Source organism: Algibacter sp. R77976, from assembly GCF_044594645.1.
GTDB lineage: Bacteria > Bacteroidota > Bacteroidia > Flavobacteriales > Flavobacteriaceae > Algibacter_B.
In genome coordinates, this window is the sequence record NZ_CP138989.1 from 1,194,476 (window position 1) to 1,209,475 (window position 15,000).

9 protein-coding genes are annotated in these 15,000 nt (G+C 32.6%); 6 read left to right on the plus strand and 3 right to left on the minus strand.

All coding sequences use genetic code 11. The annotated features are described in order from the left end of the window. Positions 1–201: 201 nt before the first annotated feature. The 3 genes from glmS to SJY43_RS05200 form a co-directional block, all read right to left on the minus strand. Entirely contained in the window at positions 202–2,055 is a 1,854-nt protein-coding gene (glmS, locus tag SJY43_RS05190; protein ID WP_396602785.1) for a glutamine--fructose-6-phosphate transaminase (isomerizing), read from the minus strand. Positions 2,056–2,188: 133 nt separating this feature from the next. Further along, complete coding sequence (locus tag SJY43_RS05195) at positions 2,189–3,901, minus strand: DUF4270 domain-containing protein (RefSeq protein WP_396602786.1); 1,713 nt, start codon at positions 3,899–3,901, stop codon at positions 2,189–2,191. Between the two features lie 25 nt (positions 3,902–3,926). Then, positions 3,927–4,736, minus strand: a complete 810-nt coding sequence (locus SJY43_RS05200) for a glycogen/starch synthase (RefSeq protein ID WP_396602787.1) — start codon at positions 4,734–4,736, stop codon at positions 3,927–3,929. A 198-nt stretch (positions 4,737–4,934) separates the two neighbouring features. Between SJY43_RS05200 and panC the strand changes: the two genes are divergently transcribed. The 6 genes from panC to SJY43_RS05230 all read left to right on the plus strand — a co-directional run bounded on the left by panC (position 4,935) and on the right by SJY43_RS05230 (position 14,899). Next, complete coding sequence (gene panC / locus SJY43_RS05205; protein WP_396602788.1) at positions 4,935–5,786, plus strand: pantoate--beta-alanine ligase; 852 nt, start codon at positions 4,935–4,937, stop codon at positions 5,784–5,786. A gap of 13 nt (positions 5,787–5,799) precedes the next feature. Continuing rightward, positions 5,800–6,150: an aspartate 1-decarboxylase gene (gene panD, locus SJY43_RS05210; protein ID WP_396602789.1), complete on the plus strand. Its 351-nt coding sequence runs from the start codon at positions 5,800–5,802 to the stop codon at positions 6,148–6,150. Between the two features lie 4 nt (positions 6,151–6,154). Continuing rightward, entirely contained in the window at positions 6,155–7,126 is a 972-nt protein-coding gene (locus tag SJY43_RS05215; protein ID WP_396602790.1) for a YbhN family protein, read from the plus strand. Between the two features lie 87 nt (positions 7,127–7,213). Further along, on the plus strand, positions 7,214–8,365 hold the full coding sequence (locus SJY43_RS05220) for an alpha/beta hydrolase (protein WP_396602791.1): 1,152 nt from the start codon (positions 7,214–7,216) through the stop codon (positions 8,363–8,365). Beyond that, positions 8,365–9,723, plus strand: a complete 1,359-nt coding sequence (gene radA / locus SJY43_RS05225) for a DNA repair protein RadA (protein WP_396602792.1) — start codon at positions 8,365–8,367, stop codon at positions 9,721–9,723. The genes SJY43_RS05220 and radA overlap by 1 nt, the downstream gene beginning before the upstream one ends. A 250-nt stretch (positions 9,724–9,973) precedes the next feature. Beyond that, positions 9,974–14,899: a LamG-like jellyroll fold domain-containing protein gene (locus SJY43_RS05230; protein WP_396602793.1), complete on the plus strand. Its 4,926-nt coding sequence runs from the start codon at positions 9,974–9,976 to the stop codon at positions 14,897–14,899. The last annotated feature ends 101 nt before the right edge of the window (positions 14,900–15,000 follow it).

A 15,000-nucleotide genomic window follows, 5' to 3' on the forward strand; every position in this document is an offset into this window, starting at 1 on the left:
GTTTTAGTTGAACAACAAGAATATATAAAATTATTATATAATCCTAGTTAGTAAAAGTAAAAAAAATTATGCATGCATAGTATGTTTTAGCAAAAAACATTGTGTTTTATTGCTAATAAATCAAAAAAGAGGCTAAAAAATAAGAAATTCCATGTTTGAGCAAACATGGAATTTCAATTATAAATTTTGATGTAATTGTTTTTATTCTACTGTAACAGATTTTGCTAAATTTCTTGGTTGATCAACATTTTTATCTAACATGACTGCTATATGGTATGATAATAATTGTAACGGAATAGTAGTAAGGAGTGGAGTCAGTGACTCTAAAGTTTCTGGAACTTCAATAACATGATCAGCAAGCTCTTTTACTTGAACATCTCCTTCTGTTACAATTCCAATAATTTTTCCTTTTCTCGATTTTATTTCTTGAATGTTACTAACCACCTTTTCATAGTGTCCCTTTTTAGTGGCAATAACTACTATAGGCATGTTTTCATCAATTAAAGCAATAGGTCCATGCTTCATTTCTGCTGCTGGATAACCTTCAGCGTGAATATATGATATCTCTTTTAATTTTAGAGCACCCTCTAGTGCAACAGGGAAATTGTATCCTCTTCCTAAGTATAAAAAGTTGCTAACGTCTTTATAAACACTTGAAATAGTTTGGATATTAGCATCTGATTCTAAGGCTTTTTCAACTTTTTTAGGAATCATTTCTAATTCTAATAGATGCTGACGAAAATCAGAACTACTTATAGTTCCTTTGGCTCTAGCTAGCCTTAACGCCATAAGTGTTAATACTGTAATTTGAGTTGTAAATGCTTTAGTAGATGCCACACCAATTTCTGGACCAGCATGCGTATAAGCACCGGCATCAGACTCTCTTGCTATAGATGAACCTACAACATTACATACGCCAAATACAAATGCACCTTTTGATTTTGCTAATTTGATAGCTGCTAATGTATCAGCTGTTTCTCCAGATTGAGAAATGGCAATTAGCACATCATTCTCAGTAATAACAGGATTACGATATCTAAATTCTGAAGCGTACTCAACCTCTACAGGTATTCTTGCTAAATCTTCAAAAATATACTCTGCTACTAAACCAGCGTGCCATGAAGTTCCGCAGGCAACAATTATAATGCGATTAGCATTAAGAAACTTTTTCATGTTATCTTCAACACCTGCCATTTTTATAATAGCTTCGTTTCTTAATAATCTACCTCTATACGTATCTGTTATGGCTTTAGGTTGCTCATGAATTTCTTTAAGCATAAAGTGATCATAACCACCTTTTTCAATTTGCTCTAAATTCATCTGAAGCTCCTGAACATAGGTATCTACTAAAGAATCATCTTTAATTTTTCTAACTTTTATACCTTTGTGAAATCTTATCACAGCCATTTCCTCATCTTCTAGGTAAACAGCGTTTTTTGTATATTCAAGGAAAGGCGAAGCATCACTAGCAATAAAAAATTCATCTTCATTTTCACCAATACCAATTGCCAAAGGGCTACCTAATCTAGCCACTACAATTTCTTCTGGTTTATTTTTGTCGAAAACAGCAATTGCATATGCTCCAATAACCTGGTTTAAAGCGATTTGAACAGCTTTTCCAAGTTTTACATTTTCTTGTTTTTTAACGTCTTCAATTAAATTGATTAAAACTTCTGTGTCTGTATCTGATTGAAAGGTATAACCTCTTGAAATAAGTTCTTGCTTAAGAGAGTCATAATTTTCAATAATACCGTTATGAATAATGACTAAATCACCTGAGTTTGAAAGATGTGGGTGAGAGTTTATGTCATTAGGAACCCCGTGTGTTGCCCAACGGGTATGTCCAATACCTACATTTCCATTTTTAGAAATTTCTATATTAGCGCGGTCTTCTAAATCTGCTACTTTACCTTTTGTTTTAGATATTTTAAGATCTGTGCCATCAAACAAAGCAATTCCGGCACTATCATAGCCTCTGTATTCTAATCGTTTAAGCCCTTCTATAACAATAGGGTAAGCATCTCTGCGTCCAATATATCCAACAATTCCACACATAATTTTTTAATTTGATTTTGGGGTTATTTTAATTTAAAGCAAATATGTAAAATAAATATTAATGAGTGATAATTATTATGTGAACTAGTAGATTTATACGATATAATTCACTTTATAATAATTTATTAGCCCATTAATCTTCTTTTATTTCAGTATAAAATACTTTGAATGCTAACCTTTTGTCTGCAGAAACACTTTCATGACTTCCGTATAGTATAGTTCCTCTAGGAGAAATTATTGAAGCTGAGGGAATAGCCGTTACATCATCAGTACTATTCAATATTTCAGAATTAGTAGTGTAATTAACATTATTAGATAAAACTAACCCAATTTGGTAATTTGTTGAGTCATGTTGTATAATGTTATTTAAGTGTTCAGTAAGGCGTATTTTGTATTTTGCTTCTGTTTCTGAGATACTATCTCTTTGTCCTAAACTAATAACTTTAGAGTTTGTAGCCGTATTACCAACAGAAAGATCAATTAGATAATCATAAGTTGATGTGTTATTTTTTATGTCATATGCATAAATACGATCATATTTATGATAAGTTTCTCCATTGTCATCAAGATCTTTTATTACTTTAGTTTCATCTTCATAAATGGCTATATGTGCTTCGTTAACGAGCCTTTTTAAAACGTAACTTCCATTACCATCTGGAATAAATTCTCCTTCATCATCTGTTTTTCTATATGCTTTTAAGAATTCATCTAACCCATCAGGTATCATATCTCCATCAGTATCTGGACCAAATAAGTCTACTATTGCCATAGAACCCTCGAGTCCTTTAAGATATATGGTTTCATCACCATTCACTTTGTCCCCATCTGCTAATGTTACTTTATTAAAATCGTTAATAAAGGTGTTTAACTTGTTACCTGTGAAATTTAATACATATTCATCTTGTATTCTTGAGCCTTCTTCACCTTTTGTATAGTAAATAGTAATATTAGCATCTGTAGACTCTAAGTTAGTTAAAAACATATTGCCAGCAGTTTCATTAGCTTGCGCTTTAAAATATAGTCCTCTAAAGTAGTTCCTAAATTTATTTGCATTACTTAAAACAAGGTCATCTTCTATCCCTTTTTGAACTATAGTTTCTTGCCAAAAGGCTATTTCGTCTATATCTACCTCACTTTTAAAACAAACTCTAAAAGCCGGTAAAGACCTTGTTGAAACGAGATCTTCTCCTTCACCTGTAGTTAAAACCTTAACATCTGCTGAAGGGGTTACTATATTATCAAAAATGACATCACCAATAAAATTGTCGAAATCTATTTCCTGAGTGCCAGTTAGAGCATAATTATGTGTGCTTTCTGTTAACTCTTCCGCTTTTGAATAAAAATTTTGAGATGTAATCGTACTTCCAGAAGGATCAAAATCTCTTAAATAATAGGTGTTTTCATAAATAGTTAATTTAAATTCCGCTCCCGGAGTTCCGTAAATAGAATCTAATTGATAAGTTAGATTTCCATCAACATCAGTATCATTTGCAGTACTGAAATAAGGTATATTAATAACAACAGAGTCTATTACAGGATTTACATCAAAATCTTCAGTAAAAGATGCTGGTGTTAACTGCGTAACAATACTAGCTGTGGTTCTCCCATATTCTTGGTCGTTAAAAACACCAAGAAGGTTTGAGGCTAAATTATTTACTTGTAGAGCTTCTAATTTTTTGTTGTACGCCGCTATAGAAAGTGTATCTACACTTGAGAAAAAATTAGCATTTCCTTCACCAAGAACATCACTGTCAATAGTACTAAATTCTTTATCGCAAGCAATAAAACAGGATAAAAATAGAATAAAAATTACAGGAAATTTAAGGGCTTTAAATATCTTTTTCATATAATATTGAATGAATTTTAAAGGTTTAGCTTAAAACAGAATCATTAAAAAATGTTGTATATGCTTCACCAAATTCATCTTTGCTTTTATATTCTAGAATGGGTTTTTCTGATGCTTTTAAATATGTATCTAAATCTTCTGGAATATTTTCAGACCCAACAATTAGTGCATCAGAATAATCAATGGCAACTTTCATTAAATTATTGTATGTAGGATCTTCTAGTGTTTTTATAGCATCATCTTCAATATTGTCAAACTTTATTTTGTTAACCATATCTTTATTTAACGCACCATCAAAACTTTGATTGTATATTGAGGTTACTATTTTACTTTCGTTAAACAGAGGCTCGTCCTTATAATATTCTTTAAGATAAAGCGGTAATAATGACGCTAACCATCCATGAACATGAATAATATCTGGTGCCCAGTTTAATTTTTTTACAGTTTCTATAACGCCTTTTGCAAAGAAAATAGCGCGTTCATCATTATCAGAAAACAGGTTTCCGTCTTCGTCTGTTAATGTTGCTTTTCTTTTAAAATATTCATCGTTGTCAATAAAATAAACCTGAATACGTTCTTTCGGGATTGAAGCTACTTTAATGATTAGAGGCATATCTAAATCGTTAATCACTAAATTTATACCAGATAATCTAATAACTTCGTGTAATTGGTGTCTACGTTCATTAATATTTCCGTATCGAGGCATGAAGATTCTAATTTGCCCGCCTTGTTGATTCACCAATCTTGGTGCTTCAAAAGAAGCTGAAGAAATTTCTGTTTCAGGTAAATAAGGTACTACTTCAGATGATACATATAATATCCTCTTATCTTTCATATGTTTGATTTTGTTGACTTAAATAAAGTTGTTAAATAGCAATTATTGCTTTTCTTTTTAAAAAATAATTTTTGAAAAGCCTGCTTTATAACAGTTCTGCTTTTAAAATTTCAAAATAAAAAACACGCAAAAGTACAAAATTTTATGCTAATTGGTTGTAAAATCTTAAGTTTGCAACCGTTAATTTTTTATTAAAAAGTGGAAATTTACTCAGATAAACAACAAATTGCATTAGCTATTGATGATTTGAAAGCTAAAAAGCTAACTATTGGAATGGTGCCAACTATGGGCGCATTGCACCAAGGGCATTTACAATTAGTTAAAAAAGCTTTATTGGATAATGATAAAGTTGTGGTTAGTATTTTTGTTAACCCAACTCAGTTTGATAATAAAGATGATCTGGTGAAATACCCAAGAACATTAGATAGTGATGTCGAGTTACTTAAAACAGTAAGTAAAACCAATATTTTGGTATATGCACCAACGGTAGATGATATTTATGGTGGAAATACGGTGTCTCAAAAATTTGACTTTGATGGTTTGGAGTTTGAAATGGAAGGCAAGTTTAGGAACGGACATTTTGATGGTGTAGGAACTATTGTGAAACGTTTTTTTGACATTGTAAAACCTCATAAGGCTTATTTTGGTGAGAAAGATTTTCAGCAGCTTGCTATAATCAAGAAACTAGTTGAAAAATATAATATACCAGTAAAAATTGTAGGTTGTAAAATTCATCGTGAAGCTAATGGATTAGCTATGAGCTCCCGAAATACGAGGCTTAAACCAGATTATAAAACAGCAGCACCTTTTATTTTTGAAACATTAAATTCTGCCAAAGAAAAATTTGGCACAAAAAGTGCAGTTAAAGTAACGGAATGGGTTGAGAAACAGTTTGCTAAACATGATATTCTAGAACTAGAATATTTTATTATTTCAGACACTAAAACCTTAAAACCAGTTAAACGAAAATCAAACAAAAAAACATATAGAGCTTTTATAGCTGTATATGCAGACGATATTAGACTAATAGACAATATCGCTTTAAATTAATTATCTTTGCCTCATGCAAATTCAAGTAGTAAAATCTAAGATTCATAGAGTTAAATGCACAGGTGCAGAACTCAATTATATAGGAAGTATAACCATTGACGAAGATTTAATGGATGCCGCTAATATTATACAAGGTGAAAAAGTTCAAATTGTAAATAATGATAATGGAGAGCGTTTAGAAACCTATTGTATTCCTGGGCCTCGTAAAAGTGGAGAAATAACACTTAATGGAGCTGCAGCTAGAAGAGTGTCGGTTGGAGATACTTTAATCCTTATCACGTATGCTTTCATGGATATTGAAAAAGCTAAAGTATTTAAACCATCTTTAGTGTTTCCAGATGAAGCAACCAATTTATTAAATTAAATTCTTGAATAAAAAGACAAAAAATATATTAAAAATTACACTCCCATTATTATTGGGAGTTTTTTTGGTCTGGTATTCTCTGTCTCAAATCTCAATTGAAGAATTGGTCAAGTATTTTAAAAAAGCAGATTACAGCTATATTGTATTAGGAATGTTTTTTGGTTTACTGAGTCATTTATCTAGAGCTTATCGTTGGCAGTTCCAGTTAGAGCCTTTGGGTTATAAGATTAAACTTGGTAATAGCATCATGGCAGTTTTTGCAACGTATTTAATTAATTATACCATACCTAGAGCGGGAGAAGTGGCTAGAGCTTCAATAATTACAAATTACGAAGGCGTGCCTTTTGAAAAAGGTTTTGGTACCATTGTAGCCGAACGTATTGCAGATATGATTGTTATGCTAGGCATTATAACTGTTACTCTTTTTCTTCAGTTTGATTTTATTTATAGTTTTTTAGTAGAAAAATTTAACCCAACCAAAATTGGAATTGCATTAGCAGGATTAATCATTTTGGTTGTTTTCTTTTTAATAGTCATTAAAAAAAGTAATTCTAAAATAGCTATAAAAATTAAAGGATTTGTAAGTGGATTAATTGAAGGTGCTTTAAGTATTTTTAAAATGAAAAAGAAATGGGCGTTTATCTTTCATACGCTTTTTATTTGGTTAATGTATGTGCTAATGTTTTATGTTACTACATTTTCTTTACAAGAAATGAGTGATATTCCATTTGCTGCTGTGTTAATTGGATTTATTGCAGCTAGTTTTAGTATTGCTGCAACCAATGGAGGTATAGGTTCTTACCCTGAAGCGATAGTTCTTGTGTTTACTTCTTTGTTTTTTATTTCTGAAGATCCAAGTCGAGCATTTGGCTGGATTGTTTGGTCGTCGCAGACTATACTAATAATTATTTTTGGAGGATTATCACTTATTTATTTGCCTATTTTTAATAGAACTAAAGCTTCAAATAATAATTAAACCATGGTTGTGTCATAGAAAAACTTTGCTTTTAAACTCTAGCTTAATTTCTTACCTTGCCACTAATAAATCTCAAATTATTCTAAAATGAAAAAGACTCTTGTTTTCTTTTTATTCCTTTTTTTAATTTTTAACCTAACAGCAGCACAAGTTAAATACGAAACGATTCAGTCTTCAAAACTAGGAGAGGAGCGTCAAATAAAAATTCAATTACCAAGAGGATATAGCACAAATGAAGATAAAACATATCCAGTTTTTATAGTTTTAGATGGTGATTATATGTTTGAAGCTGTTGCAGGAAATGTAGATTATTATTCCTATTGGGAAGATATGCCTCAATCTATTGTAGTTGGAGTAAATCAAATAGACAAACGATTTGACGATTGTATGTATTCCGAACAAAATTCGTTACCCATAGAAACAGGTGCTGCCTTTTTTGAATTTATTGGAATGGAATTAATGCCATTTATAGAAAAAACATATAGAGCAGGTAATTTTCGAGTAGCCGTAGGTCATGGAGAAACAGCAAATTTTATTAACTACTATTTACTAAAGCCGCAACCTTTATTTCAAGCTTATATTTCTATTAGTCCAGAATTAGCACCAAATATGATTGATTATCTTCCTGAAGCCATGGGGAAAATTCAATCTAAAATATTTTACTACTTAGCTAATACTAATAACGATGCTAAATCTATAAAGCAAATGACAGGAGCTTTAAACACAGATGTATCAGCCATTGAAAATGAAAATTTAGAATATAGTTTTGATAGTTTTGAAGGACCTTCACATTATTCTGTGCCAACTCATGCTATTCCAAGTGCTATTGAAGGTATTTTTCAAGTTTTTCAGCCTATTTCAAAAAAAGAGTATAAAGATGTGATTCTAGAATTAGAAATATCACCAGTATTATACCTTCAAGAAAAATATCAAGCCATTTCAGATTTGTTTGGTATTGATAAGAAAATATTATTAAACGATTTTAAAGCAATCTCTGCAGCCATTGAAAAAAACGAATTATATGAGTATTACGAGGAGTTAGGTAAAATGGCAAGAAAGACATTTCCAGAAACACTTTTAGGTACCTACTATATTGCACGTTTTTATGAAGAGACTGGAGAGCCTAAAAAAGCTATGAGAACCTATCAATCAGCTTATACGCTTGAAGAAATTGCAGGGCTTACAAAAGATTTAATGCTTGAGAAAGCAGATTTAATTAAAGAAGATTTCGGTTATTAATGGCAAAAATAAAAACCACTTTTTTTTGTCAAAATTGCGGCACGCAGTATGCAAAATGGCAAGGGCAATGTAATGCATGTAAAGAATGGAATACCATTGTTGAAGAGCTTATACAAAAGCCAGAAAAAAGCGATTGGAAATCGCCAACATCATCAGTAAAAAAGGCATCAGTTCCATTACGGATTAATGAAATTGATACATCTAAAGAGCCTCGATTAGATACTTTTGATGGTGAATTTAATCGTGTTTTGGGAGGTGGAATTGTACCTGGGTCTTTAACTTTATTAGGTGGTGAACCTGGAATAGGTAAAAGTACCCTGTTATTACAAATCTCTTTAAAATTACCCTATAAAACCTTATACGTTTCTGGAGAAGAAAGTCAAAAGCAAATAAAAATGCGTGCAGAACGCATAAACCCAGATAATAGCAACTGTTATATTTTAACAGAAACTAAAACTCAAAATATATTCAATCAAATTGAAGCTTTAGAACCAGATATTGTTATAATTGATTCTATTCAAACCTTGCATAGTGATTATATAGAGTCGTCTTCTGGTAGCATTTCACAAATTAAAGAATGCACAACCGAGCTTATAAAATTTGCTAAAGAAACCGCAACGCCTGTATTGTTAATTGGTCATATTACCAAGGATGGAAATATTGCTGGACCAAAAATATTAGAGCATATGGTCGATACTGTGTTGCAGTTTGAAGGTGATAGAAACCATGTGTTTAGAATTTTAAGGGCCCATAAAAATCGATTTGGTTCTACCAACGAGTTGGGGATTTATGAAATGCAAGGTTCAGGTTTAAGAGAAGTAACTAATCCTTCAGAAATATTAATATCAAAGAAAGACGAAGAGCTTTCAGGTAATGCTATTGCTGCAACTCTAGAGGGTATGCGTCCTTTAATGATTGAGGTTCAGGCATTAGTCAGTACAGCGGTTTATGGTACACCACAAAGAAGTGCAACAGGATTTAATGCAAAACGTTTAAACATGTTGTTGGCTGTATTAGAAAAACGTGCAGGTTTCCGTTTAGGTGCAAAAGATGTCTTTTTAAATATTACTGGAGGAATATCTGTAGATGATCCTGCAATAGATTTAGCTGTGGTGGCATCAATTTTATCTTCTAATGAAGATGTGCCGCTTCAAAAAGATTTTTGTTTTGCAGCAGAGGTTGGTTTATCTGGAGAAATTCGCCCTATACAACGTGTTGAGCAACGTATTTTAGAGGCTGAAAAATTAGGGTTTTCAACTATTTTTGTTTCTAAATATAGCAAAATTGCTTTAAAAAACACGGTTATTAAAATTCAATTAATTTCTAAAATTGAAGATTTAGTTGGGTTTGTCGTGTAATAATTTTTTTCTTATTTAACAATTTAAAATATGTATTTCGTCGAATTAATATGTAATTAGACTGATTTTTAGTTTGTTTTGTCGAATTCTTGACATACTTTTGTGACGCGTATTTATATAATGAGTCTTATAACTATATGAATATTTGAAATATACTTCCCTCAAGTTTGATTTCTAATTAAAATACACTTTGTAAGCAATTGATAATCTATTGATTACGGGTATTTGTGGAATAAAAATAGTAAAACATATGTCTCTCTTTACAAACAGATTAGTAATGCGTTTAGTTACAATATGTTTATTAATTACAAATTTCTCATTATTTGGTTTTAACGGTGATGCGAAATTTTTTAATAATAACAAAGCTTCATTTTCGTTTTTTAATGTTGGTGGTGTAATATCGTCGGGATCTGCAACATGTGCCAATAATGGTGAAGTAATTGCAACAGCAAACGGTGGAGTAGGAAGTCCAGAATTATATATTTTTACGCTCACAAGTGGTCCTACTGCAAACGGACAAGTCTATCCTACTGCCGATTATTATGATGCGTCAACTTTTACTTTTGAAGATTTATACCCTGGAACATATCAAGTTACTATTGAAGATGCTAATGATTTAAGTAATCCTCCATTCATCCAAACAATTCAAGTTTTAGATGAAACTGAAAATCTAAATTTTTCACTTACTCCAGAAAACCCGAATTGCCCTGGTGCTAGTACAGGTTCAATTGAAGTTAATGTATCCACGGGAATAGGCCCATATCAATATCAAATTTTTAGCGGTCCAACGGGAACTGCAACAGGATTAATTACAGATGCTAATCCAATTTATACGTTTAATGGTTTACCAGCTGGTAATTATAATATTAGAGTATATGATGTTTGTGGAGATTTTCAAACGAGAAGTTATCTGCTTTCAGACCCAACTTTAACAACTTTAAATTTATATACGTCTGGTAATCCTCATATAGAACTAATTTCTTGTACAGAAGCTATTTATAAAGTGGGTGCAGCAGGCGGAACAGGTTCTGGAACTTATACTTACGAGGTATTAGGTGGAGCGCCTTCGGGTTATGTATCTTCGCAAAATCATGGCGCATTTACGCTTCCAATAAACCAAGCGCCTTATACGTTTCAAGTTACCGATGGTTGCGGACAAACAGCAACGCATACCTACTCAAACCCTAGTGCTTATTTACAATGGTCTGCAGTATCAAGGGATTGTAGTGGCTGGTCGCTTCAAATTAGAACAAATTGGATGTTTGGCCCATTTACCTATACTTTAACAAATGTCCCATCGGGTTACTCTGGTCCTATGTCTAATAGCACAGGTGCTTTTGATATACCTTACGGATATGTAAGTTATACAGTTACTGATGCTTGTGGGGTAACGAGGTCTGGTTCAACTACAAGAACCCAAGAGCCAATAGACATAAATGAAACCCTTACAAATCCAACCGTAGATTATTGTGTTGAAGGAAAAGGAAGAGTACAGGTTAGATATAATAATAGTAGTAATGGGGCAGTAGGGCCTGTAAGTTTTGAATTAACAACAGTTCCTGCAGGTTTTACAGGAGATTCTGGTCCTCAAGGTGGTTCAACCTTTGATGAACTTACACCAGGTAACTATGTTGTAACTGGAAGCGATGCATGTGGTAATTCTGATACTCATGCTTTTGAAATTGTTGATGTTTTAAATGTTGATGTAGCAACGAGCTTCACTTTAAATTGTGTAAACTCTAATTCAATAGAGGTTAATGTTACTAGTAATAATAGTTATCATAATTCTGGAACTAGGAGATATAGGCTAAGAAATGCAAATACAAATGCCTTGGTTCAATCTGGGACGGTTTATGGTAGCGCTCCATCCACTTATACCTTTAATAATTTAATTGCTGGTGATTATTATGTAGAGTATTATGCATCGAGCTCATGTACATATCCATCAGAAACGGTTACAATATCAGCTTACGAACAACCTTCTATTACTCCATTAAGTAGTTACGATTGTGGCGCTGGGTTTGTAACAATATCTGGTGTTATAACAGGAGGGACAGCACCCTATACGTTTACACTTATTAATAATGCTAATAATCAGGTTATCGCTACTCATACAGATTGTTACTTTTCAAATCAAGATGCTTCGTTATCTTATTCAGTCCGAATTGAAGATAGTTGTGGTAATACTACAAGTTCCCAGGTTTCTTCGGTAAATAATGGTTTAGGACTTGTGTTTCAAAACGAAACTTGTGGTGTTTTAGGAGAAGGCTTTCCTATATATTTAAGGAATTATAGAGGGATGACTTATAGTTGGACTTTTCCTGATGGTACAACATATAGTGGGAATGACCCAAGATCAAATATAGGAGTTTTAGGTATGAACGATTTTGGAACATATACAGTTGATGTTTCAACAGCAGATGGATGTAGAACACAAACCTTATCAACAAATTTTGAAAGATGCCCGTTACCGCCAATAGATATAGATTTTGATGGTGTAGACGATTATTTAGATGCGACGCCATTTATAACAAATTGGACAGCTGGTACTATTATGGGCTGGGTAAAAATTGAGCATACATCCTCAGGTTACCTACCAAATCAATATAGTATTGCTGGACAAGAAAACATGAGACTGTATATTACATCAGGAAGAACGCCTGCGTTTTACGTAATTACTCAAGACCAAATTACTGCTTCAAGTAATTATCCTTCAAATAATATACAAGTTCAGCCAGATCCATTATTTAATGTTGAGATGCAAAATGATTTATGGTATCATGTTGCTGGTGTATTTAATTCTGTAGACCAAACAGTTAAATTATATCTTAATGGAGAATTAGTAGGTACGGAGACGGATTCAGATTTAAACTCAGAATTAGTAACTAAAAATTTTAACGGCTCTCCTCATATATATTCTAAAAGAGAATTTACTATAGGAAGGTATCCAACAAATACTAGTGTAGCTGGGTTTGGTCATTTTAATGGAAATATAGATGAGGTAAGGGTTTTTGATACTGCCTTAACTGATAATCAGATTCAGCAAATGGTTTATCAAGAAATAGAGAATAATTCAGGTCATGTAAGAGGAACAATAATACCTAAAGACATTCAAGATTTAAGTAATTCGGAAAAAGTTTCGTGGAGTAATTTACAAGGCTATTACCCTATGACGGATATTGTAGATAGTAAAACAATTGACTATTCTACTAATGCAAATGATGCTACCTTACATAATATAACCACCGTACAAGAACAAACCGCACCAATGCCATATGCTACTATAAACGATGGTGCTTGGACTACAGAGAACACCTGGTTACATGGCGATGTTTGGGACATTACAGATACGGCATCAAATAAAGATTGGAGTATTATAAAAATAGAACATGACCTTATGGCAAGCCACGATATTAAAACATTAGGTTTGTTTATAGATTCAGATAAAACTTTAAATACACAAGGCGATCATTTAGTTCAAAACTCTTGGTATTTAGAATTAAACGGAACGTTAGATTTAGAAGATGATTCACAGTTGGTTCAAACATCGACTAGTGATTTAGTGACTTCCTCAACAGGTAAAATATTACGCCGTCAAGAAGGTACAGCAAGCCCATATTGGTATAATTACTGGTCTTCACCAGTAGGCACACTAGGAGCCACTAGTTTAATAGATAATAATACAGCAGCAAATAACCCAAATAACACATCATTTAGTTTAAATATGCTAAAAGATGAATCAGGCTTTGATACACAATTCACATCAGGCTATACAGGAAGTAATAGTATAAGTACATACTGGTTATATACTTTTAAAAATGGACTAACGTATTGGGATTGGGTGCGGGTATCGACCTCTACAGCCTTACAGTCAGGTGTTGGATATACCCAAAAAGGAACAGGCACAGTAGCTTCAGAACAACAATATATTTTTGAAGGTAAGCCCAACAATGGCACAATCTTAATAGATGTAGACGATGTTGGAGGAACAGGCTCCCTAGCTAGTGTTTCTAAAACAGATTATTTATTAGGTAACCCTTATCCATCAGCTCTTAATATTCATAAATTTATAGATGACAATGAAGGGGTAATAAAGGGATTTTTACAGCTATGGCAACAATGGAGTGGTAGTTCACATAACCTAAGTGAGTATAATGGCGGCTATGCCCAAGTGAATAAAACAGGAACCGTTAGAGCATCTCAGTTTGTTGGTCTTGAAGGAGATGACACAGATGGTAAAGAAGGAACAAAAATTCCTACTAAGTACCTTCCAATAGGGCAAGGGTTTATCGTAGAGATCGAAGATGATGGTGATTTACCATTTAGTGGAAAGGTTGAGTTTAATAATAGTCAACGTGCATTCATTCTAGAATCAGATGCAGATGCAACAGATGATCAAGTAGGTTCCGTATTTTCAAAAACAGAAAAAGGCAAGAAGACAAGTGAAGGTAGTACTTCAAAAACAAGTGCATCAACAGAAGAAGCGATGCAAAAGATACGTTTAGAGTTTAATTCTACCTCAGGTCCAGCAACACGACAAGAATTACTATTAGGGTTTAGTGAATTCACTACCGATGGTTACGATTATGGTTATGATGCAGAAAATAGCACAGCAAGTAATAACGATTTAAACTTAGATTTAGACGGTAAGAACATGAACATTCAAGCGTATGCTTCCATTACAGCCGATAAGGTTGTACCGTTAAACTTCAGTTCATCAGGAGATAATGCTTTTGAGATAAGCATTTCAGAGACCAACAACCTAGAAGAAGATCAGGTGGTTTATTTAAGAGATAACTTAACAGGCACATATTTCAATTTAAGAGAAGATACAGCCTATGGGTTTACATCAGAACAAGGTATTTTTAATGATAGATTTGCAATAGTATTCCAGAGTGAGCAACAAAGTTTAAGTACAGAAGAGTCAAAAGTTACAGAAAACCATGTGTACTATCAAAATAGTACAAACACATTATATGTTAAAAAGCTAAATAGTGATGTAAGTAAGTTATCGCTAGTAAATATGCGCGGACAACTGGTGCTAGAATTGCAGGATGTATCAAGAGAGCAATTGGAAAACGGGTTACAATTCAACAATATGTCAGCAGGAGCTTATGTGGTTTACATGCAAACAAATACAAATGAAGTGTTAACTAAAAAGATTATTGTGAAATAACACATTTAATAATTTAAAAAGACTACTTTTTTAAGTAGTCTTTTTTGTAGAATCTATTTAAGCCTAAATCTTAAAAAAAACGTATTTCGTCGAAATAATGA